The 20952-nt window shown below is 73.0% G+C and carries 18 protein-coding genes; 4 read left to right on the top strand and 14 right to left on the bottom strand.

The features are described from left to right. Positions 1-88: 88 nt before the first annotated feature. Together MTP10_RS20765 and MTP10_RS20760 are read left to right on the top strand one after the other, a co-directional pair. Positions 89-418 (top strand): DUF485 domain-containing protein, encoded by a 330-nt coding sequence (locus MTP10_RS20765; protein WP_310711158.1) that lies wholly within the window; start codon positions 89-91, stop codon positions 416-418. Beyond that, positions 415-2025, top strand: a complete 1611-nt coding sequence (locus MTP10_RS20760) for a cation acetate symporter (protein ID WP_310711157.1) — start codon at positions 415-417, stop codon at positions 2023-2025. The genes MTP10_RS20765 and MTP10_RS20760 overlap by 4 nt, the downstream gene beginning before the upstream one ends. A gap of 67 nt (positions 2026-2092) precedes the next feature. On the opposite strand, the gene MTP10_RS20755 is transcribed toward MTP10_RS20760, so the two are convergent. The 8 genes from MTP10_RS20755 to MTP10_RS20720 form a co-directional block, all read right to left on the bottom strand. Next, complete coding sequence (locus MTP10_RS20755) at positions 2093-2680, bottom strand: ATP/GTP-binding protein (protein ID WP_310711156.1); 588 nt, start codon at positions 2678-2680, stop codon at positions 2093-2095. Further along, positions 2661-3035: a DUF742 domain-containing protein gene (locus MTP10_RS20750; protein ID WP_310711155.1), complete on the bottom strand. Its 375-nt coding sequence runs from the start codon at positions 3033-3035 to the stop codon at positions 2661-2663. Before MTP10_RS20750 ends, MTP10_RS20755 begins: the two co-directional genes overlap by 20 nt. Then, on the bottom strand, positions 3035-3454 hold the full coding sequence (locus MTP10_RS20745) for a roadblock/LC7 domain-containing protein (RefSeq protein ID WP_310711154.1): 420 nt from the start codon (positions 3452-3454) through the stop codon (positions 3035-3037). Before MTP10_RS20745 ends, MTP10_RS20750 begins: the two co-directional genes overlap by 1 nt. Beyond that, positions 3451-5838: a nitrate- and nitrite sensing domain-containing protein gene (locus MTP10_RS20740; RefSeq protein ID WP_310711153.1), complete on the bottom strand. Its 2388-nt coding sequence runs from the start codon at positions 5836-5838 to the stop codon at positions 3451-3453. Before MTP10_RS20740 ends, MTP10_RS20745 begins: the two co-directional genes overlap by 4 nt. Positions 5839-6108: 270 nt before the next feature. Next, positions 6109-7617: a cytochrome P450 gene (locus MTP10_RS20735; RefSeq protein WP_310711152.1), complete on the bottom strand. Its 1509-nt coding sequence runs from the start codon at positions 7615-7617 to the stop codon at positions 6109-6111. 194 nt (positions 7618-7811) lie between these two features. Next, positions 7812-8741: an aldo/keto reductase gene (locus MTP10_RS20730; RefSeq protein ID WP_310711151.1), complete on the bottom strand. Its 930-nt coding sequence runs from the start codon at positions 8739-8741 to the stop codon at positions 7812-7814. Between the two features lie 64 nt (positions 8742-8805). After that, positions 8806-10488, bottom strand: a complete 1683-nt coding sequence (locus MTP10_RS20725) for an MFS transporter (RefSeq protein ID WP_310711150.1) — start codon at positions 10486-10488, stop codon at positions 8806-8808. Further along, entirely contained in the window at positions 10485-11183 is a 699-nt protein-coding gene (locus tag MTP10_RS20720) for a helix-turn-helix domain-containing protein (protein ID WP_310711149.1), read from the bottom strand. The genes MTP10_RS20725 and MTP10_RS20720 overlap by 4 nt, the downstream gene beginning before the upstream one ends. Positions 11184-11301: 118 nt before the next feature. Here MTP10_RS20720 and MTP10_RS20715 point away from each other — a divergent pair, with 118 nt between their 5' ends. Further along, positions 11302-11844 (top strand): TetR/AcrR family transcriptional regulator, encoded by a 543-nt coding sequence (locus MTP10_RS20715; RefSeq protein WP_310711148.1) that lies wholly within the window; start codon positions 11302-11304, stop codon positions 11842-11844. A gap of 78 nt (positions 11845-11922) precedes the next feature. On the opposite strand, the gene MTP10_RS20710 is transcribed toward MTP10_RS20715, so the two are convergent. From MTP10_RS20710 to MTP10_RS20700, 3 genes are all read right to left on the bottom strand, one after another. Continuing rightward, positions 11923-13581, bottom strand: a complete 1659-nt coding sequence (locus tag MTP10_RS20710) for a wax ester/triacylglycerol synthase domain-containing protein (protein WP_310711147.1) — start codon at positions 13579-13581, stop codon at positions 11923-11925. 142 nt (positions 13582-13723) lie between these two features. Then, the gene (locus MTP10_RS20705) at positions 13724-14758 is read right to left on the bottom strand and encodes a sulfite oxidase (RefSeq protein ID WP_310711146.1); all 1035 of its coding nucleotides are present in this window, start codon (positions 14756-14758) and stop codon (positions 13724-13726) included. Between the two features lie 122 nt (positions 14759-14880). Next, positions 14881-15465, bottom strand: coding sequence for a helix-turn-helix domain-containing protein (locus MTP10_RS20700; RefSeq protein ID WP_310711145.1), 585 nt, complete (start codon positions 15463-15465; stop codon positions 14881-14883). An 87-nt stretch (positions 15466-15552) separates the two neighbouring features. Here MTP10_RS20700 and MTP10_RS20695 point away from each other — a divergent pair, with 87 nt between their 5' ends. Continuing rightward, the gene (locus MTP10_RS20695) at positions 15553-16431 is read left to right on the top strand and encodes an NmrA/HSCARG family protein (RefSeq protein WP_310711144.1); all 879 of its coding nucleotides are present in this window, start codon (positions 15553-15555) and stop codon (positions 16429-16431) included. Between the two features lie 96 nt (positions 16432-16527). On the opposite strand, the gene MTP10_RS20690 is transcribed toward MTP10_RS20695, so the two are convergent. The 3 genes from MTP10_RS20690 to polX form a co-directional block, all read right to left on the bottom strand. Next, positions 16528-18150: an FAD-dependent monooxygenase gene (locus MTP10_RS20690; protein WP_310711143.1), complete on the bottom strand. Its 1623-nt coding sequence runs from the start codon at positions 18148-18150 to the stop codon at positions 16528-16530. A 6-nt stretch (positions 18151-18156) separates the two neighbouring features. Further along, a complete protein-coding gene (locus MTP10_RS20685) occupies positions 18157-19119 on the bottom strand; it encodes an MBL fold metallo-hydrolase (protein WP_310711142.1) in 963 nt (320 codons plus the stop codon). Between the two features lie 72 nt (positions 19120-19191). Next, on the bottom strand, positions 19192-20874 hold the full coding sequence (gene polX / locus MTP10_RS20680; protein WP_310711141.1) for a DNA polymerase/3'-5' exonuclease PolX: 1683 nt from the start codon (positions 20872-20874) through the stop codon (positions 19192-19194). Positions 20875-20952: the final 78 nt, after the last annotated feature.

Below are 20952 nucleotides of genomic sequence, written 5' to 3'. Positions count from 1 at the left end.
GGCTCGCCGAACGACCCCCTGTGAGGCCTCCACTACGGATAGGTTGCGCTCCTACGTTGGGCGTGATCCGCATCACAGTGGAGGTCTCGTGACGACTCAAGAACATGACGCATCCGTTTATGAGCAGGTCCAGGAGAGCACCGAGTTCCAGGACCTGAAGCGGCGCTTCCGCCGCTGGACGTTCCCGATGACGGTCGCGTTCCTGACGTGGTACCTGCTCTACGTCATCCTGTCCGGCTTCGCCCGCGACTTCATGGGCATCAAGCTGTTCGGCAACGTGAACGTCGCCCTGATCTTCGGCCTGCTCCAGTTCGTGTCGACGTTCTGGATCGCCTGGGCGTATGCGCGGCACGCCGAGAAGAAGCTCGACCCCATCGCCGACAAGCTCCGCAACGAGGTCGAGGAGAAGGCCCTGTGAGTTCGACGACCCTCGCGACCACGCTCTTCCTCCTCTTCGTCGCGCTGACGCTGGGGATCACGTTCTGGGCCAGCCGCCAGACCAAGACGGCCGCCGACTACTACGCCGGCGGCCGGTCCTTCAGCGGCGCCCAGAACGGAATGGCCATCGGCGGCGACTACATGTCGGCCGCCTCGTTCCTCGGCATCGCCGGTATCATCGCCCTGTCCGGCTACGACGGGTTCCTGTACTCCATCGGCTTCCTCGTGGCCTGGCTGGTCGCGCTGCTGCTCGTCGCCGAGCTGATGCGCAACTCCGGCAAGTTCACCATGGCCGACGTGCTGGCCTTCCGCATGAGCCCCCGCCCGGTCCGCACCGCCGCGGGCGTCTCCACGATCACGGTCAGCATCTTCTACCTGCTGGCCCAGATGGTGGGCGCGGGCGCCCTCGTCGGCCTGCTGCTCGGCATCACCTCGCCGTCCGGCAAGGCGTGGACGATCGTCGGCGTCGGCGCCCTCATGATCGTGTACGTCGTCTTCGGCGGCATGAAGGGCACCACCTGGGTGCAGATCGTCAAGGCCGTCCTGCTCATGACCGGCGCCGCCCTGATCACGATCCTCGTCCTCGCCCACTACGGCTTCAACCTGTCGTCGCTGCTCGGCGACGCCGCCACGCAGAGCGGCAAGGGCGACAGCTTCCTCATCCCCGGCCTGAAGTACGGCACCGAGGCGCAGGGCCTGGCCGGCAAGATCGACCTGATCAGCCTCGGCCTCGCGCTCGTCCTCGGCACGGCCGGTCTGCCGCACATCCTCATCCGCTTCTACACCGTGCCGACCGCCAAGGACGCCCGCAAGTCCGTGCTGTGGGGCATCGGCATCATCGGCGTGTTCTACCTGCTCACGCTCGTCCTCGGCTTCGGCGCGGCCGCCCTGGTCGGAGGCAAGGCCATCGCGGCCGCCGACAAGGCGGGCAACACGGCAGCGCCGCTGCTCGCCAAGGCCATCGGTGAGACGTTCCTCGGCGACGTGGGCGGCACCATCCTGCTGGCGCTCATCGGCGCCGTCGCCTTCGCCACGATCCTCGCCGTCGTCGCGGGCCTCACGCTCGCCTCGTCCTCCAGCTTCGCCCACGACCTGTACGCGCACGTCTTCAAGCGCGGCAACGTCACCGACCGGGAGGAGGTGCTGGTGGCCCGCATCTCCGCGTTCGTCATCGGCGCCGTCTCGATCGGCCTCGGCATCCTGGCGCAGGGGCAGAACGTCGCGTTCCTGGTGGCGCTGGCCTTCGCCGTCGCCGCCTCCGGCAACCTGCCGGCCATCCTCTACAGCCTGTTCTGGAAGAGGTTCAACACGGCCGGCGCGGTCAGCGCCATCTACGGCGGCCTGGTGTCCGCGCTCATCCTGGTGATCTTCTCGCCGGTGGTTTCCGGGTCGCCGACCGCGCTGTTCAAGGACGCCGACTTCGCCTGGTTCCCGCTCAGCAACCCCGGCATCGTCTCCATCCCGCTCGGCTTCCTGTGCGGGTGGCTGGGCACCGTGCTCAGCAAGGAGCGCAACGAGGGCAAGTACGCCGAGATCGAGGTCCGCTCGCTCACCGGCGTCGGCGCCGAGAAGGCCAGCCAGCACTGACACGCCTCCCGGCACGGCAGGAGGGCCCGGCCACCCGGCCGGGCCCTCCTCGCGCGTACGGGCGACGTTACGTGCTGACGGGCTCGGCGCGCAGCCGGGCCGAGTGCTTCACCAGCGTGATGAGCACCTCCCGGCTGGAGTCGCGCTTGCGGGCGTCGCACATCACGATCGGGATCGCCGGGTCGAGCTGCAACGCCATCCGCACCTCGTCCAGCTCGAACGTCGGCGACCCGTCGAAGCAGTTGACCGCCACCACGAACGGCGTGCCCCGCCGCTCGAAGTAGTCGACCGAGGGGAAGCAGTCGGCCAGGCGCCGGGTGTCGGCCAGGATCACCGCGCCCAGCGACCCCTCGGCCAGCTCGTCCCAGACGAACCAGAACCGCTCCTGGCCGGGCGTGCCGAACAGGTACAGGACGTAGTCGTTGGACAGCGTGATGCGGCCGAAGTCCATGGCCACGGTCGTGGTCCGCTTGGCCTCCACCGAGGAGATGTCGTCGACGCCGACGCCCCGGTCGGTGAGGACCTCCTCGGTCCGCAGCGGCCTGGTCTCCGAGACCGCGCCGACCATCGTCGTCTTGCCGGCGCCGAAGCCCCCGGCGATCAGAATTTTGATCGCCGTGGGCAGGCGCGGGCGCTCAGAGCGACCGAAGACCATCGAGCACCGCCCTGTACATCCTCATGTCACGCATGTCCACCTCGGATTGCGGTTCCTGGGCCGAGACGAGCTCCCTGTCGAACAGGTCGCCGAGCAGCACGCGGATCGTTCCCGCGGGCAGGTTGAGGTGAGCGGCGATCTCCGCCACCGATTTGGGTTCGCGGCAGAGCTGGAGGATCCGGAGATGCTCCGGGTCGAGTCCCGCGTCCGGGCCCGGCGGCGGGCCCACCGCCAGCGCCATCGAGATGAGGTCGAACCGGCCGTGCGCGGGCCGGGTGCGCCCTCGCGTGACGACGTAGGGACGGATGATCTCCGGGTCGACCCAGTGCTCCTCTCCCGGGTCCCCGGTCGGCATCACCGCTCGCTCCCGGCGACGGCCTCGCCGGTGCGGGCCGCCGAGGTCAGGTACTGGCCGACCCGCGCCACCAGCATCGCCATCTCGTACGCCACGAGGCCGATGTCGGCGTTCTGCGCGCACAGGACCGCCAGGCAGGCCCGCTCGCCCGCGTTGGTCACGATGAGGAACTGCGACCTCCACTCGACCACCGTCTGCCTGATCGGGCCGCCCTCCACCCGCTCGGAGACGCCCTTGGCCAGGCTCTGCAGCCCGGACGCCACCGCGGACAGATGCTCGCCGTCGGTCCGCTCCAGCTCCGCCGAGGAGGCCATCAGCAGCCCGTCGGAGGAGAGCACGATGGCGTGCCGGGCCTCGGGGATGCGCCCGATCAAATCGTCGAGAAGCCAGTTGAGATCCGTGCCGGAACTCGGTGTCACGCGTCGCCTCCCGGTCGCCGCTCGCCCATGAGCCGGGCCGCGTCGGTCCTGCCCAGCCGGGTGCCCGACTGCAGCGATCCCATCATCGCCCGGATCTCCTCCGGGGAGCGCTCGTCATCGTCTTCCTCGGCCGCCGCCCCCACGGGCGGCGGCTCCTCCTTCAGGGCGGGTGCCAGGCTGGCCTGGGGCACCCGCAGCGGCAGACCGCCGGGCGTGAACGCCGCCGCGGGCCGCTCCACCGCCGAGGGCTCCGGCGCCGTCCCCGCCGGCTCCCCGCGGGCCGGCTCTCTCCGGGCCGGCTCTCTGCGCGGCTGATCCATCTCCGGCCTCCGATGGCTCGGAACCCTGCGTGGACGGCCGAGATCGGCCGGCTCTCTCGGCTCGGGGAGGTCCGTCAGCTCGTCCGGCTCCAGCGCCAGCGCCCTGCGGTTCGAGGCCACCTTCAGCGTGCGGACGTTCTCCCCGTTCACCGGCCTCGGCGCGGTCGCCAGGCCCGTCTGCCTGCGCGGCAGCGACGTCGGCAGGTCCTCGTGCGGCTTCGGCGCGTCGTCCATCTGGACGAGCTCCTGCGGCAGCAGGACCACGACCGTCGTCCCGCCGTACGGGGACGCCTTCAGCACCACCTGGATGCCGTGACGCTCCGCGAGGCGGCTGACCACGTACAGGCCGAGCCGGGCGGTGCCGGTGATGCGGAACTCGGGCGGCTCGGCGATGCGCTCGTTGGCGGCGGCCAGGTCCTCCGGCTTCATGCCCAGGCCGCGGTCCTCGACCTCGATCACGTAACCGTTGGCCACGAGCTGCCCGCTGACCTGCACCGTCGTGTACGGCGGCGAGAACGACACCGCGTTCTCGATCACCTCTGCTAGCAGGTGGATGACGTCGCCGACGGCCCGGCCGACGAGCACCACGTCGCCCATCGGGGTGATGGTGACGCGGGTGTAGTCCTCGACCTCGGCCAGCGCGCCGCGGACCACGTCCACCATCGGCACCGAGCGCCGCCACGTGCGGGCGGGGGAAGAGCCGGACAGGACGATGAGGTTCTCGGCGTTGCGCCGCATACGGATCGCCAGGTGGTCCAGCCGGAAGAGCTCCTTCAGCTCCTCCGGGTCGGCCTCGCGGCGCTCCATCACGTCGAGGACGGTGAGCTGCCGGTGGACCAGGCCCTGCGTGCGGCGCGCCAGGCTGAGCAGGATGTCGCGGATGCTGCGGCGCAGCTCGGCCTGCTCGGCGGCGACCCGCAGCGCGGTCTGCTGCACCGAGTTGAACGCCTGGCCCACCTGCCCGATCTCGTCGTCGCCGAACCGCAGGGCCGGGGCCTCGACGTCCACGTTGACGCTCTCGCCGCGGCCGATCCGGTCCACGACGGCGGGCAGCCGCTCGTCGGCGAGCTCGTGCGCCGCGTCGCGCAGCTTCTGCAGCTGGGCGAGGAGCTGCCGGGTGGTGGAGATCGACAGGGCGATCGACGCGATGACCGCGATGAGGCCCAGGCCGCCGGCCAGCGCCAGCCGGATGATGACGCCGATGCTGACGGGCGTGGTGCGCTCCACCAGCCGGTCGCCGGCGCCGACGACGAACGCGTTGAACTCGGCCAGCCCGCGCTCCGTGGCCGAGGCCCACTGGTCGGCGCCGAACGGGATGCCCTCGCGGCCCCCGCCGTACTCGGCGACCAGGGTCTCCAGGTTGTGCAGGCGGACGATGCCGTTGCTGATCGTGAGGGCATCGTACGCGGGCCGCTCGTTGGCGGGCAGGTCGATGGCGGCCTGCTCGGTCATGATGTGCCAGGCGCCGACCGTCTCGGTGAACTTGGTCTTCTCCTCGACGGTCAGCCGGCCCTCGGCGATCGCGCCGGCCAGCAGCGCGTCCTCGCGGGAGAGCATCTCGCGGGCCTTGCTGAGGGTTCCCAGCGTGCGGATGTCCTTGGCGATCGTCTGGTCGTCCACGGTGCCGATGAGGCTGTGCATGCTGTAGAAGGAGTCGATGATCTCGTCGTACGTGGTGGCGGCCTGGGAGCGGGTGAGCTGACCGGCGTCCACGGTCTGGCGGATGGTGTCGAGACCCTCCAGGCGCTTGAACGTCTGGCTCAGGCGGGTGCTGCCCTCGTCGTCCAGGGCCCAGTCGACGATCCACTCCTGGGCGGCGGCCGTGAAGGTGGTCCGCGCGCGGTCGGCCGCCTCGCGCTGGGCCTTGAGGTCCTGGCGGGTGCGCGGGGAGGGGTCGCCCAGCCGGATCATCGTCATCCGGCGCTCGCGCTGCAGCTCCACCAGCAGCGGCTGGCTCGGGTCGATGACGCTGGTGTCGATCTGCGACACCCAGAGCAGGTTGACCCCGTCACGCAGCGTGACCCAGGCCGCGAAGACCCACAGCGCCGTCAGGGAAAGGAGCAACGCCGTGACCTTGGTCCGCAGACGTGAATTGCGGGGGCGCATAGTACCTACCCTGCGAAGTCCATGTGAATGGCTGACGACCAGGACATGCCGTGGCATACCAGCGCTGACATCCTCGGGACCTTAGCAAGGGCCTGATCATGGCTCAAGTTACCAAGGTGATTTGAGCCAACATATCCGTTCTTGTCGCGACTTTTAGTCAATTATCCGTGTGAGGGGCGGGTTTCGCGGCCTCACCGGCACGGACCCCCGGCGTCCGCGGGGCTGCGTTCACGCGCCTCCGCCCATCGGCCACGTCCAGTCGTGCGCCGGCCCTCCGCCGATGGCGGGCAGCGGGACGGCCGCCGGCCAGGCGCCGTTCCGGGACTCCTCGTCCCGCCCGCCCGGGAGCAGCCGCAGCAGCGGCGCCTCCCTGGGCCGTACGACGGCTCCCGGAACGGGCGTGAAGCGCTGCGGGTTGGCCAGCTCCGGCTGGTACCTGCCGACCAGCGCGGCCACCACGAGCGCCGCCTGCAGGTGGAACAGGTCCTGCCCCGGGCACCCGTGCGACCCCGCGCCGAACGGGACGTAGGCGTAGGGGTGCCGCCGCTCGTGGCGCTCGGGCGCCCAGCGCTCCGGGTCGAACTCCGCCGGCCGCTCCCAGAACGCCTCCAGCCGGTGCGTCGTGTACGGGCTGACCAGCACCTGCGAGCCCTCCGCGATCGGGACGCCGCCGATCTCCGTGTCCTTCACCGCCTGCCGCGGGATGATCCACGCCGGCGGATGGACGCGCAGCAGCTCCTGGAGCACCATCCGGAGGTACGTCAGCTCCTGCACGTGGCCGGGCCGTACCGGGCCGTCGCCCACGACCCACTCGATCTCGTCACGCAGCCGCGCGTTCACCTCGGGATGGTCGTGCAGCAACGTCCACAGCCAGGTCAGCGCGGTCGCCGTGGTCTCGGCGGCGGCTCCGTAGACGCCGACCAGGTCGTCGCGCACCCGCCCGGGGAGGTCCGCGCCGCCCGCGCCGTCCTCGCTGATCCTGGCCCTGATGAGGCTCGCGACCACCGCGTCCGGCCGCCCGGGGACGTCGCCGCCCCGGTGGTCCGCCGCGCGGACCTCCTCGATCAGCGGGCGCACGACGTCGTCGATCCTGCGCGCGGCGTCCAGGAACGTGCTGTCGCCCGGCGCCCGCATCGCGTACGGCACGAACGGGAACGGCAGGCGGACCCCGGCGGCCGTGGCGCAGACGGCGAGATCCGGCAGCAGCCGCTCGCCCGCCTCCCGCTCGCCCGCCCGCGGCGGGACGTGTCCGCCGAACAGCACCCTGACGAGGACCTGGTCGGTGATCGTGGCCATCAGGTGAGCGGCGTCGACCAGCCGGCCGCCGCGCGCGTCCTCGTCCAGCGCGGTGACGCGCCCGGCGACGACGCCGGCGATGTCCTCGGCCGGCGACGCGACCCCGGAGGCGGTGAGCAGCGGCTGGAGGATCTCCCGGCCGGACGCCCAGCCGTCACCGTCGCCGAGGACGCCCCGCCCGGCGCCGCCGGGCAGCGGGCGCCAGAACACGCCCTCGCGCGCGAAGCCGGCCGCCCGCGTCTCCAGCACCTGCCGGACGTGGTCAGGATGGGACACCAGGTACGGCCGGAACGGGCCGATGTCGAGCCGGACGACCCCGCCCTCGGCTTCCACGCCCATGCGGGTCAGCTCGGTGACGGGGTCCCTGAGAAGCCGCGGGACCACACGGTAGAACGGAAGGACTCGTGGCTTGGACACGGTGGGGTCCGTGGCAAGCGGCATGAGGGCGTTCCCTACGTCGGTCCTGATCTGCGGCTGCGTGCTCGAGCATCCTGCGCTGAGAAGCGCTGTCTCTGACTTCGGCAACGGGCGCGTCAAGTATCACATGATCATTGTTTTTGATCAAGATGAGATAACGACGGCGCCGCCGCCCGCCGGTTCGCGCATGGGCGCTCGGCGCGGCCGGGGTCGCCGGCTCAGGGACGGGAGGCCTCGTCCAGCACGCGCAGCTCGTCGGCGTCCAGCTTGAGCGCGGCGGCCTCCAGCAGCGGCCGGAGCTGCGCCACGTTGCGGGCGCTGGCGATCGGCGCCGCGACCGTGGGCTGCGCGGCCAGCCAGGCCAGCGCCACCGACGCGGGCTCGACCCCGCGCGCCGAGGCCACCCGGACGAGCGCCTCGACGGTGCGCGGCCCCCGCTCCGTGCTCAGGTACTCGCCGGCCCCCTTCGCCCTGGGGCTGTCGACGGTGACCCCGGGGCGGTACTTGCCGGTCAGGAAGCCGCGCGCCAGCGACGACCACGGCGTGCTGGACAGCCCCTCCCGGGCCACCACGTCACGCAGCTCGCCCTCGTAGTCGCGCTCCACCAGGTTGTACTGCTGCTGGAGCGCCACGTAACGGGTCAGGCCCTCGTCGTCGGACACCTTCAGCGCCGCGGCCAGCCGGTCGGCCTGGTAGTTGGAGGCGCCGACGTGCCGGACCTTGCCCTCGCGGACCAGCGCGTCGAACGCGCCGAGCGTCTCGGCGAGCGGCGTGTCCCTGTCGTCCACGTGCGCCCAGTAGAGGTCGATGTAGTCGGTGCGCAGCCGGCGCAGCGACCCCTCGACCGCGGTGCGGATGGTGTCCGGGGCCAGACCCTTGACGCCCTCCAGCATGCCGACCTTGGTCGCCAGCACGACGGACTCGCGGTTGCCGCGGGCCTCCAGCCACTCGCCGATCATGATCTCGGAGGTCGGCTCGCCGGTGGCCCAGTACGGGTAGACGTCGGCGGTGTCGATGAAGTTGCCGCCGCCCTCCACATAGGCGTCGAGGACCGCGAACGCGTCCTCCTTGCCGGCGGTCCAGCCGAAGACGTTGGTGCCCAGGGATATCGGGAAGACGGACAGATCCGTGTCGCCTATCACTCGCATCGCCCCAGTATCCCGTCCGCCTCCACGGCGGCCGGTGGCAGCCCCCCGCCGCCCCCGCCCCGGGTCAGTGGTGGTTTCTGGAGAGGTCGAGGCCGGAGGGGGTGAGGAGCCAGGCGGCCGCCGCCGCGACGATCATCAGCAGCGCCCCGGCCCCGCAGGTCACCGCCAGCGAAGCGGTGAACGCCGCCTTGGCCTGCGCCGCCAGCTCCGCACCCGCCGCGCCGAGCTCCCGCGCCACGTCCAGCGCCCCACCCAGCGACTCCCGCACGACCTCACCCGCCGTCTCACCGGGCATCCCCTCCGGTACCGGGCCCGAGCTCTCGCCCACGACCTCGCTGCCGGTGGCGCCCGGGGCCTCGCCCGTGGTCCCGCCCATGGCCTCGGCCGGCAGCTCGGCACGGTACACCGCCGCCGCGACGCTACCCAGGACGGCCACCCCGAGCCCCCCGCCCACCTCGTAGGACGTCTCCTCGATGGCCGCCGCGCTGCCCGACTTCTCCGCCGGCGCGCCGGCCATGACGACCGCCGAGGAGATCGCCAGCGCTCCTTGGCCGAAACCGATCAGCAGCAGCGCCGCCGCGACCGCCGGATAGCCCAGCGGCTGCGGCGCCACGGACACCACCAGGAATCCCGCTCCCGACACGGCCAGCCCGCCCGCCAGCACCGCCCGCGCCCCCACCACGACCGCCAGCCGGGGGGCCAGAGGCGCGGCGACCAGGGCCGCCAGCGCGGCGGGCAGCAGCCGCACCCCCGACTCCAGCGGCGAGTACCCCTGCACGAGCTGTAACCACTGCGCCAGGAGCAGCAGCGTCCCCGCCATCGCGATCGACGTGGCCAGCGCCGCCACCACGCCCGCCGAGAACGCCCCGCCCCGGAACAGCCGGATCTCCAGCAGCGGCTCCGGCCGGCGCAGGCAGCGCGCGACGAACCAGCCCAGAGCCACCACCGCGAACCCCGCCGCCGTCAGCGTCGCACCGCCAAACCCGCCAAGCCCGCCAAGTCCGCCAAGCCCGCCGAGCCCGCCCACTCCGCCGGCCCCGCCGGGGCCGCCGCCGTCCGCGCCGGCGTGCCTGACGGCCTGCTTGACGGCGTAGACGAGCGCCACCATGCCGGTGGTCGACAGGACCGCGCCGAGCAGGTCCCAGCGGCCCGGCGCGGGGTTGCGCGACTCGGGCAGCACGAACCACCCGGCGACGACGGCCACGACCATCACCGGCACGTTCACCAGGAACGCCGACCGCCAGCTCAACTGCTCCAGCAGCAGCCCGCCGAGCACCGGGCCCAGCGCGCCGCCCACGGCCGCCATGGCCGTCCAGACGCCGAGCGCGGTGGCGCGCTCGCGCGGGTCGGGGAACAGGTGGCGGATCATGGACAGGGTGGACGGCATGACCATCGCGCCGCCCACGCCCAGCAGCGCCCGAACCGCGATCACCGCCTCCGGGCCGTCAGCGGTGAGCACGGCGGCGGACGCCGCCCCGAAGACGGCGAACCCGCTCAGCAGCAGCCGCTTGCGTCCCCACCGGTCGCCCAGGGCCCCCAGCGTGACCAGCAGACCCGCCAGCACGAGCGCGTAGACGTCCACGATCCACAGCACCTGGATCGCGTCCGGCCGCAGATCTTCGGTCATGGCGGGAAGGGCCACGTTGAGGACGGTCATGTCCATGACGACGACGAGCACGCTGACGGACAGCACCACCAGCCCGGCCCATCGCCGCCGCCCCGAGCCCGGGTGGGCGGCGGACGTCATCGCCTCGCCCGCCGCACGCGCCCGCCGTCACCGTCCCCGGAGGCGGGCCCGCCGCCCGTGTCCCCGCCCGTGCCCCCGCCCGGGTCCCCGGGGGCGTGCCCGGCGGTGGGGGCGTCGGTGGGAGGGCGATCTTCGGTGGGGCGGGCGGCGGTGCCGTAGAGGAACGTGCCGAGGAGCAGGCGTGGCACCTCACGGCGCGCGATGTCGCCGCGCCTCAGACTCTCCCGCGCGGCCACCAGCAGGCCGAACACCGCGCTGCTCAGCCAGCGCGCCGGCAGGTCCGCGCGCAGCAGCCCCGCCTGCTGGGCGGCGGTGTAGAGCGCGACCTCGCGCTCTTCCAGCTCCTCGAAACGGCGCAGCAGCTCGGGATGGGTGACCAGGGCGTGGTCGGCGAGGCCGAACCCGTACTCGTCGGCGATGCCGACCAGGGCGGTGAGCAGGGCGTGGAGGGCGCGTTCCAGTCGTGCCGGTTCGCCGGAGGCCACCGCCTCGGTGATGCCGGCGGCCGTCTGGGCGTCGGCCCAGCGCTCCCGCGCCCGGTGGCCGAGCGAGACCATCAGGTCCTCGCGGCTGCTGAAGTGCCTGTGCAGCGTGGCCCGGCTCACCCCGGCGGCCTCGGCGATCTGCGCCATGGAGGCGGCCGGGTCCGCGTTCAGGTGCCGGATGGCCGCGCTCATGATCTGGTCCCGGCTCATGGATCCTCACAACGGATGAGACATCATTGTCGCAAACGATACATGATTGTCTTACGACAAGAGTCTCCCTCCGGCGGGATGGCGGGGCGAGCGGGCGGGGGCTTAAGGTGCGGCTGTGGTGAGCGGTGACGCGCGCAAGCGCATCCTGGACGCGGCAGAGGAGCTGTTCGCCGGCGGCGGCTACGAGGCCACCCCGACCTCCGTCATCGCCCGGCTGGCCCAGGTGCCGAAGGGACTGGTCTTCCATTACTTCCCGCGCAAGATCGACGTGCTGGTCGCGCTGGTGGACGAGCGGACGATCGTCGAGGAGGGGCGTGACGTCGACGCGGTCCCCGGCGACCCGGCCGGCACGCTGTCCCGGCTGGCGCGCGGGCTGCCGCTGCGGGCCTCACCGGCGATGCGGCGCATCCTGTTCCGCGAGGCCGACACCCACGGCTCCGTACGGGAGCGGCTCGGCCGCCTGAACGGGGAGCTGATCCGGCGCGCCAGGTTCGCGCTGGAGCTGGCGCTGCCGGGCGCCCGCGGCGACGCGGCGCGGCTGGAGGTGGCGGCGGCCACGTTCGCCGCCGTCCTGCTCTACCAGGAGACGCTCTGCCAGCTCACCGGCCACCAGCTCGACCCGGACGCCGTGGCCGAGCTCATCGCCCATTCGCTGGCCTGACCCGGCCCTGGCCCGGCCCCGGCCTGGCCCGGTGCGGGGGCGGGGTGCCGGGTCGCGGTGCGGTGCCGGGCCGTGGGGTCACTCGGCGTCGAGCGCCAGCAGCTCGTCGAGCGCCGCGCGCAGGTGGTCGAGCATGCCCCACACGTCGTCCGCGCGCTCCGGGCAGGCGACGACGCCGAAGTCCAGCATGCCGTCGTACGAGAAGCACGTGATGTTGAGGCCGCCGCTCACGTCGGACACCACCGACAGCGGGTAGTACGACAGCACCCGCCCCCCGCACAGGTACAACGGGAACTGCGGGCCGGGCACGTTGCTGATGATGATGTTGATGGGCGGGAACGCCACCGACGCCAGCCGGAAGAGCGCCGGCGTCGCCAGGCTCGTGAGCGGGGCGGGCAGCAGCGAGCACAGGTCCGCCGGCCAGGAGGCCGGCGCCTCGGCGAACCGGCGCTTGGCCGCCCGCATCGCGGCCCCCGTCTCGCGCAGCCGGTCACGGGCGCCGGCGACGTGCGTGGGGAGGGGGGCGACCATCGCCGAGATCTGGTTGCCGACGAGCTGCCGGGCGCCCCCCGTACGGACCGCGACGGGGACGGCGGCGACCAGCGGCTCCGCGGGCAGCGCGTCCCGCTCCACCAGCCACGCGCGCAGGGCGGAGGCGCACAGGGTCATGACGACGTCGTTGACGCTGATGCCGTTGGCCTTGGCGACGCTCTTGACGTCCTTGAGCGGGACCGAGCCGAACGACACGCGCCGCTCGGCGCTGACCGGGCCGTTGAACGGGGTGCGCGGGGCCACCAGCCTGGGAACCTCCGGCCGGTGGTGCCGGTCCCGCGCCACGAGCCTGGCCGCCCTGGCGATCAGCCCGGCGCCCGGGACACTGGAGACCAGGGGGATCGCGTCGAGGTCGCCGGCCGCGCGGACGGCGGCCCGCACGGCGCGAACGGGTTGCGTGGCGGACCGCACGGCGGCGCCGGCGAGCATCCGCGCCAGGCCGGGCTCCTCCCCGCCTTCCTGACCGGCGTTCGACGGTGTGGGGAGGGGGCCCGGGGCCGGGGCGGGCGTCTCGCCGGGCGGAGCGAGGCAGGTCTCCTCGGAGCCGGCCAAGGGGACGACGGTGGGGACGGCCCGCAGCGTCGCACCTGACGACGCCGCCCGCGACGCGCCGCCGCCCGCCCGCGCCCCGGTCGGGGCGGACCGTGCCGTACCCCCGGACGAGGCCGCCCGCGACGCGCCGGAAGGCGGGGCGGCGGGGCGGCGGCGGTCGCCCGGGGCGAGGTCGAGGAGGGCGGCGAGCGTCTCCGCGCCCGAGACGCCGTCGATGGCCGCGTGGTGCACCTTCGTGTACACCGCGACCAGCCCACCCGCCAGCCCGTGGATGAGGTGCATCTCCCACAGCGGGTGCGCCCGGTCGAGCCGCCGGGCGTGGATGCGCGCCACCTCGTCGGCGAGCTGCCGCTGGTCGCCCGGATCCGGCAGCGCGGTCTCGAACAGGTGGTTGCCGAGGTCGAACCCGGGATCCGCCGCCCAGTACGGATGGTCGAGGCCGAACGGCACCGGCGCGATCCGGAGGCTGAGGGCGGGAGACAGGTGGACGCGTTCGAGGAGCAGCTCGGCCAGGGCGTCGCGGTTGACCGCGCCGTCCGCCGGATCGAGGATGGCCAGCCCCGCCACGTGCGCGGCGGTGGTCGCGGACTCGACGTTGAGGAACTGGGCGTCGAGTGCGGTCAACTGGCGCATCTTGGCTCCTTATGGTCTCGTGTGGTCAGCGTCACACGGACCGATTTCGGATGGGTTTCCGCGCGAGTCTTTCAGATGAATTCACCGTACCCGGGCAGACCATTCGGGAATGCGCAGCTCAGCATGGATCGGTGACATTTTCCTATCCGCTGACAACATGAATCGGGTGTTGCACGACGGCGTCGAAGTGATAGCCGAAGGGGTGACGCGGAGTGACCAGCGGCTGTGTCGCGCCGGTCTCGTCGGTGGCGCGCGCCATGAGGACGTGCCGCCCGGGGGTACGGGGCGCCCACTGGACGTGCCACGGCAGCCAGGCGCTGACCAGGCGGCGGCCGTGATGCTGGGCCGGATGCCAGCTGCCGCCCCCGTCGAAGCTCACCTCCACGCGGGTGATGCGGCCGCGCCCCGACCATGACCGGCCGTGCAGGGTGTGGGGGACGCCGAGGGGGAGCACGGCGTCCCAGGGAAGTTCGAAAGCGCTCTTGACCGGCTGCGTGGTGATATCGCGGTAGAACAGGGTGTTCCAGGGAGTGAAGATCTCCTCGGTGGCGACCTCCAGATCGCCGAGCCATTTGATGGACGCAATTCCCGCCCATCCCGGGACCACCAGCCGCGCCGGAAATCCGTGATCGGGCGGAAGCGGTTCGCCGTTCATTTCGTAGGCGACTATCACGTCGTCCATGGCCTTGCCGGCGGGCAGCGGCCTGCGTACCCGGCCGTGGTCCTCGAACGGCGCGTCCAGCCCCCGCGCCACCACGTCCACGGCCTCGGGCCGCAGGCCGGCCTCCCGCAGGAGGTACGACAGGGGCACGCCGCGCCAGCGCGCCACCCCGATCGCGCCGAGCCCCCACTGCGCCCCGGGGGCCGGCTCGCGCTGCTGGGTGTCGTAGAGGCTGCGGCCGTTCCCGGCGCACTCGATCGCGGTGTCGATGGTCCGCGAGGGCATGGCGAGCAGTTGCTGATAGGTGTACGAGGCGGGACATCGCACGCCGGGGCCGTGCAGGCGCAGCCGCCACGTGGAGGCGTCGATCAGCGGGGTGACGGTGTGGTTGCGCACGAAGAACCGGTCGGTCGGCGTGTGGTAGCCCGCGCCGGCCATGGCTTCCCAGCGCATCTCCGCGTTGCCGTCGTGCAGCCGGAACAGGTGGTCCGGCAAGGGCTTGACGATCGTTGTCACGGCCTGCTTCACGGGGCCACCACCTCCGTTAATCTTTATTTCCTACTGGAAAACCATGTAATCATATCGACCGGTTCTGATCCACTGGCCGCCCCGTAACGGCTCGGTCGTGGCGAGGGCCGTCAGCGGGCCCTCTCCGGCGGGTCCTCCGTCTGGGATATACCCGTCATGGCGAGGGACAGCAGGCGCCGCGCCAGCTCTGGCCGCCCCGGCGACTGCTCGCCCGCCCACGCCATGCCGGCCGCGATCGCCAGCAGCTCCTCCGTGGTGACGTCGTGCCGTACGCCGCCCCGCGTCTGGGCGCGTTCCAGCAGCTGGGAGCCGGCCGCCCGCATCGCCGCGCACGAGGCGTGCAGCTCCGACTCCTCGTCGCGCAACGCCGCCATGACCGACTCCGGCAGGCCCCGGTACGTCGCGGACCCGGCCGCCACCTCCGCGAGCCAGGTGGCCAGGGCGTCGCGCGGCGACGGCTCGGCGAGCAGGTCGGCGGCCCGCCGGGCCAGACCGTCGAAGCGGTCGCGCATGAGCGCCTGGAGCAGCGCCTCGCGCGTCGGGAAGTGCCGGTAGAGGGTGCCGATCCCCACGCCGGCGCGCCGGGCGATGTCGCGCAGCGACGCCTCCGTGCCGTGCTCGGCGAAGGCCGCGCGGGCGGCGGTCAGGAGCTGGTCGTGGTTGTGGCGGGCGTCCGCGCGAAGCGCCTCGGGCACGGCGGGGGTCTCCTTCGGTGTTGACAACCGGAGCAGTGCTCCGTATGTTCCGGAGCATCGCTCCGCATAATCTACCAAGGAGACACCATGATCGGACGGACCGTGCTCGTCACCGGCGCGACGGGCCAGCAGGGCGGCGCCACCGCACGTGCCCTGCTGGCGAAGGGCTGGCACGTCAGAGCCCTGGTACGCGACCCGGGCGCCCCGGCGGCCCGGCTGCTGGCGAAGGCCGGCGCCGAGCTCGTGCCCGGCGACATGGGCGACCGCGAGTCGCTGGCGGAGGCGGTGCGCGGCGCCTACGGGGTGTTCAGCGTGCAACCGGCCGCCGGCCCGCCGCACGGCGTCGCCGAGGAGGTACGGCTCGGCGTCAACGTGGCCGACGCCGCGCACGAGGCCGGTGTGCGGCACCTCGTCTACACCTCCGTCGGCAGCGCCGACCGGGACACCGGCATCGCCACCTGGAACACCAAGTGGGAGATCGAGCGGCACATCAGGGCGCTCGGCCTGCCGGCCACGATCCTGCGCCCCGTCATGTTCATGGAGAACCACACCCGGCCGGGCTTCGGCGTGACCGGTGAGACCGCGCTCATGCGGATCATCCCGCCCAAGGCGAGGGTCCAGCTCATCGCCGTCGCCGACATCGGCGCGTTCGCCGCGCTGGCCTTCACCGACCCGGACCGCTACCTGGGTGAGGCGCTGGAGCTGGCCGGCGACGAGCTGACCCGCGACGACCTGGCGGCCGCCATCACCCGCGCCACCGGCCATCCCGTCAACACCGACCCCATCCCCGAGGAGCGGCGCGCGGCACTCGGGCTCGGGGCGTCCCACCTGGAGACGGAGTCGTTCGGGGCCTGGGCCGCGGACATCCCGGCGCTGCGGGCCCTGCACCCGGGGCTGATGAGCTTCGAGACGTGGCTGGACCGCGAGGGCAAGGCGCTGTTCGCCGCCCTGCTCGCCGGCTCCTGACCCTCGTACGGCCCGGACCGGGCTTCCCGCCGGGAGCAGGCGGGACGGCGGTGGCCGAGGGCGGCGGCGGGCGCCGGGCCGGGCCCCCTCGATGGGCTACGACGGGTGGCCGAGGGCGCGGCGGGCGGCGCGGGTCAGGGCGGGCAGGGTCGGGCCGGTGAGGACGGCGGCGATGTGGGCGTCCGGGCGGATCAGCCACGCCTCGCCCGGCCTCGCCCCCAGCGCCTCACGCACGCCGCCGCCCGGGTCGATCTCGTCCAGGTCCAGCACCGTGACCGGCGCCCGGACCGCGCGGGCCGCCGCCGTGCCGAGCGCCTCGCGGTCGAGCCCCTCGGCGAGCAGCACGAGCAACCCGTCACGGCACACCTGCCGCAACCTGGTCACCTCCGGCCGTCCCTGGACGGACACGGGCGCGTCGGGCACGATCCCGCCGGGGACCGGCGAGGCGGACTCGCCCCTCGCCGGCCGTCCGGTGAACGTCCGCCCGGGAGCGGGCGTCGTCAGCGGCGAGTCGAGATACCAGAACGGCTCCGCGAACCGTCCCGAGTCCACCGCCGAGACCCTCTCCGGGGAGCGGGCCGAGGCGGCGCGGTCGAGGATCTCGCGGCGGCGTGCCCACCCGGCCTCGGTGCGCGGCGCGAGGAAGCGCATCGTCGCCGCCGTCACCTCCAGGTTCTCCAGCGCCGCCGCACGCCGCTCCGTCTCGTACGTCCCCAGCAGCTCCTCCGGCGCCCACCCGTACCGTACGAAGGCGATCTTCCACGCGGCGTTCTCCGCGTCCGGCACCCCGGAGTTCAGCCCGCGGGCGCCGAACGGCGCCACCAGGTGAGCGCAGTCGCCCGCCAGCAGCACCCGCCCCGCCCGCATCCGGTCCGTCACCCGCGAGTGGAACCGGTACACGGTCCGCCACACCAGCTCGTACGGCCGCTCGCCCACGACCTGCCTGATCCGCCGGTCCAGCCCGCCCGACGCCTCCTCGGCCGCGAGGTCGAAGTCCGGCGGCACCTGCCAGTCGATGCGGTACGTCGATCCCGGGCACGGATGGACGAGGACCTGGCGGCCGGGGTTCCAGGCGGGGTCGAAGTGGAAGCGGCGCTCCCGCTCCCAGCCGGGCAGCTCGGCGCGGACGTCGCAGATGAGGAACCGCTCGTCGAACGTCTCCCCGTCGAACGACACCCCCAGCGCGGCCCGTACGAGCCCGCCGTGGGCTCCGGCGCAGGCGACCGCGTGCGAGCCCCGCACCTCGGCGCCGTTCGCGCACCGCACGGTCACCCCGTCCGCATCGGGCGGGAAGGCGACCACCTCGTGCCCCCACCGCACGTCGATCAGCGGCGTGGCGGCGATCCGCTCGTCCAGTAGCTCCTCGGTGCGGGCCTGTGAGATGTTCACGAACGGCGGCAGCGGCGAGCGGCCCGGGTCGAAACTCCAGGCGAACAGCTCCCGGCCCTGGTAGTAGGTGCGCGCGGTGGTCCAGGTCAGCCCCTCGGCGGTGATGGCGCCGCAGCCGGCCGCCTCCCACACGTCGAGCACGTCCCGCTGCTGGCAGATCGACCTCGACCCGGCGGGATCGCGGCCGGGACGCCGGTCCAGGACGACGACGGGCAGCCCCCAGCGGGCCAGCAGCAGCGCCGCCGTCTGCCCCACCGGCCCCGCCCCGATCACGACCACGGGAAGCGGCCCGGCCGGCGGCGGGGGGCCGGGGAACGGGTCCGGCGACATCGTCGCTCAGCCCTGGAGGAGGGCCCAGACCTCGCGGTCGCGGGCCGCCGTCCAGACCCGCGGGCGTTCGACGCCGGACAGCTCGTCCCACAGCCGCGACACGTCGAACGGCAGGCAGTGCTCGAAGATCGGCCACCCGCCGAACCGGGGCGCGAGCCGCTCGCGCACCGCCTCGAACGCCTGCCTGAGCGTCCCGCCCGCGTCGCGCACGGCGCCCACCTCGCGGATCATGACCTCCAGGAACATCCGGGTCTGCGCGATGGCCGCGTCCACCGCCTCCCGGCCCCAGGCGACCGCGCCGCGCCCGCCGACCAGCGTCTCGGCGCCCAGCCCGGCGATCCGGTCGAGCGTGCCGGTGGCCCAGTCGCGGTGGAAGGCGTCGCCGGTGTAGAGGGCGGCCTGGGCCTCCACCAGGTCGCCGGCGAACAGGATGCGCCGCTCGGGCAGCCAGACCACCAGATCGCCCTCGGTGTGGCCGCGCCCGCAGTGCCACAGCACCAGGTCGCCCCGCCCGCCGCCGAGGTCGATCGTGAGCCGGTCGGAGAACGTCAGTGTCGGCCACGTCAGCCCGGGGATGCTGGCAGGCTCCTTGAACAGGCGCGGCATCCGCCCGAGCTCCGACTCCCAGTCCTCCTTGCCGCGCTCGGCGACCAGCTCCCGCGTCTTGTCGTGCGCCACGACGACGTCGGCGCCGAACGCGCTCGCGCCCAGCACCCGCACGGCGTGGTAGTGCGACAGCACGAGGTAGCGCACCGGCTTGTCGGTGTGCTCGCGCAGCCGGGTCAGCCACTCACGCGCCGCCACGGGTGTCGCCAGCGCCTCGAAGCAGACGAGGAAGTCCTCGCCCTCGATCGCGCCGGCGTTGGGGTCGCCCTCGGCGGTGAACGCGTACACGCCGTCCGCCAGCACGTCCAGGCTCTGCCGCTGGTCGGCCAGGTCGGCCGACGAGGCGAACGCCTTCGCCGTCATGAGCCCCCCACACGCCGCGAGGACAGGTCCTTCCCACCTTACGCCGGGAGCCCCGGGAAACCCGGTAAGGCGTCAGGGCCGCAGGAAGGCCCGGAGCCGCTCCAGTGGCCAGGTGTTGATGACGTCGTCGGTGGTGAGCCAGGCCCGCTGCGCGATGCCGACGCCGAACCGCTGGTGGGCCAGGTGCGGGATGGCGTGGGAGTCGCTGTCGATGGAGAACTTCACCCCGTGGTGCCTGGCCAGCCGTACCAGGTCGGACGGAAGGTCGGAGCGGTCGGGGTAGGAGTCGATCTCCATGGCCGTGCCCGTGCGGGCGGCGGCGCGGAAGATCGCGTCCCAGTCGGCGTCGACCGGGTCACGCTTGCCGATCTTGCGGGTGGTGGGGTGGCCGATGATGTCGACGTACGGGTTCTCGCAGGCGGCGATGAAGCGGCGGGTCATCTCGTCGCGCGGCATGCCGAAGTGGGAGTGCACGGAGGCCACGCACACGTCGAACTCCCGCAGCACCTCGGCGGGCCAGTCGACCGAGCCGTCGGGCGCGATGTTGAGCTCGCTGCCGTGCAGCAGCCGCATGCCCGGGTGCCGCTCCTGCAGCTTGGCCAGCCGCTCGCGCTGCTCCAGCGCCTTGTCGAGCGTCATGCGCTGCATGGCCAGGTCGGGCGCGTGGTCGGTGACCGCGTAGTAGGAGTAGCCGCGCGCCTCGGCGGCGGCCACCATGTCCTCCAGCGAGGCGATGCCGTCGGTCAGGTCGGTGTGGGTGTGCAGGTCGCCGCGCAGGTCCGCCAGCCGCACCAGCTCGGGCAGCTCGCCGCGCAGCGCCGCCCGCACCTCGCCGCCGTCCTCGCGCATGGGCGGCGGGACGTACTGCATGCCGAGCGCGGCGTAGATGTCCTCCTCGGACTCGGCGGCGATCACCCGCTCGCCCTCGAACAGGCCGTACTCCGACAGCTTCCAGCCCTTCTTGACCGCCATCTCGCGGATCGCGACGTTGTGCTCCTTGGAGCCGGTGAAGTACTGCAGGGCGGCGCCCCACGAGGCCGCGGGCACCACCCGCAGGTCGACCTGCACGCCGGAGGTGGTGCGGATCGACGTCTTCTTGTCGCCGGCCGCGATCACCTCCGCGACGTACGGCTGCGCCCGGAACTCCTCCATGATCGATTCGGGTGCCACGGCGAGGATGTCGATGTCGCCGATCGTGTCCTTCATGCGGCGCAGCGACCCGGCGTAGGCGACGCGCTCGGCCGTCAGGGACGCCATCACCTGCTCGGCCAGCGACATGGCGACGCCGATGTGGACCCGGCGGCCCGCCTGCTCGATCTGCTCGACGCCCTTGGCGAGGTTGGCCAGGGTCTTGGCGCCGAGGCCCTTGACGCCGTCGAGCCGGCCCGCCGCGATCGCCTCGCCCAGCGCGGCGGGGGAGTCGATGCCGTAGTCCTCGAACAGCATGATCGCGGTCTTCGGCCCCAGCGACGGCACCCGCGTCAGCCGCCGGACCCCTTCGGGCACCCGCCCGCGCAGGTCGTCGAGCTGCCGGAAGCTCCCGCGCAGCAGGAACTCCTCCATCTTCTTCGCGATCGCCTCGCCGACGCCGGGGACGCCGCGCACGTCGGTCGCCGAGATGTCCTCGGGGAAGCCGGCGATGGCCTTGGCGGCCTTCTGGTAGCTGCGCACCCGGAAGGCGTCACCGCCGGTCAGCGCGAACAGCTCGGCGTACTCCTGCAGCGCCGCCGCCGCTTCCTCGTTAGCACGTGCCATGGCCAAAGCTTAGAAGCCGCCACCGACACTTCCGGCCCCGCCCGGCCGCTCCCGGCGGACGCCGCGGGGAGCGGGTGA

Origin of the sequence: Nonomuraea sp. 3-1Str (genome assembly GCF_031570565.1) — a bacterium.
In the GTDB taxonomy this organism is placed as follows: Bacteria; Actinomycetota; Actinomycetes; order Streptosporangiales; family Streptosporangiaceae; genus Nonomuraea.
The sequence above is the reverse complement of the archived record's forward strand: the minus strand, read 5'-3'. Positions and strand labels throughout refer to the sequence as shown.

Excerpts from the sequence above, each read along its gene's own strand:
- MTP10_RS20755 (WP_310711156.1), bottom strand. The coding sequence starts at position 2,680 with ATGGTCTTCGGTCGCTCTGAGCGCCCGCGCCTGCCCACGGCGATCAAA.
- MTP10_RS20750 (WP_310711155.1), bottom strand. The coding sequence starts at position 3,035 with ATGCCGACCGGGGACCCGGGAGAGGAGCACTGGGTCGACCCGGAGATC.
- MTP10_RS20735 (WP_310711152.1), bottom strand. The coding sequence starts at position 7,617 with ATGCCGCTTGCCACGGACCCCACCGTGTCCAAGCCACGAGTCCTTCCG.
- MTP10_RS20730 (WP_310711151.1), bottom strand. The coding sequence starts at position 8,741 with ATGCGAGTGATAGGCGACACGGATCTGTCCGTCTTCCCGATATCCCTG.
- MTP10_RS20725 (WP_310711150.1), bottom strand. The coding sequence starts at position 10,488 with ATGACGTCCGCCGCCCACCCGGGCTCGGGGCGGCGGCGATGGGCCGGG.
- MTP10_RS20720 (WP_310711149.1), bottom strand. The coding sequence starts at position 11,183 with ATGAGCCGGGACCAGATCATGAGCGCGGCCATCCGGCACCTGAACGCG.
- MTP10_RS20710 (WP_310711147.1), bottom strand. The coding sequence starts at position 13,581 with ATGCGCCAGTTGACCGCACTCGACGCCCAGTTCCTCAACGTCGAGTCC.
- MTP10_RS20695 (WP_310711144.1), top strand. The coding sequence starts at position 15,553 with ATGATCGGACGGACCGTGCTCGTCACCGGCGCGACGGGCCAGCAGGGC.
- MTP10_RS20690 (WP_310711143.1), bottom strand. The coding sequence starts at position 18,150 with ATGTCGCCGGACCCGTTCCCCGGCCCCCCGCCGCCGGCCGGGCCGCTT.
- MTP10_RS20685 (WP_310711142.1), bottom strand. The coding sequence starts at position 19,119 with ATGACGGCGAAGGCGTTCGCCTCGTCGGCCGACCTGGCCGACCAGCGG.
- polX (WP_310711141.1), bottom strand. The coding sequence starts at position 20,874 with ATGGCACGTGCTAACGAGGAAGCGGCGGCGGCGCTGCAGGAGTACGCC.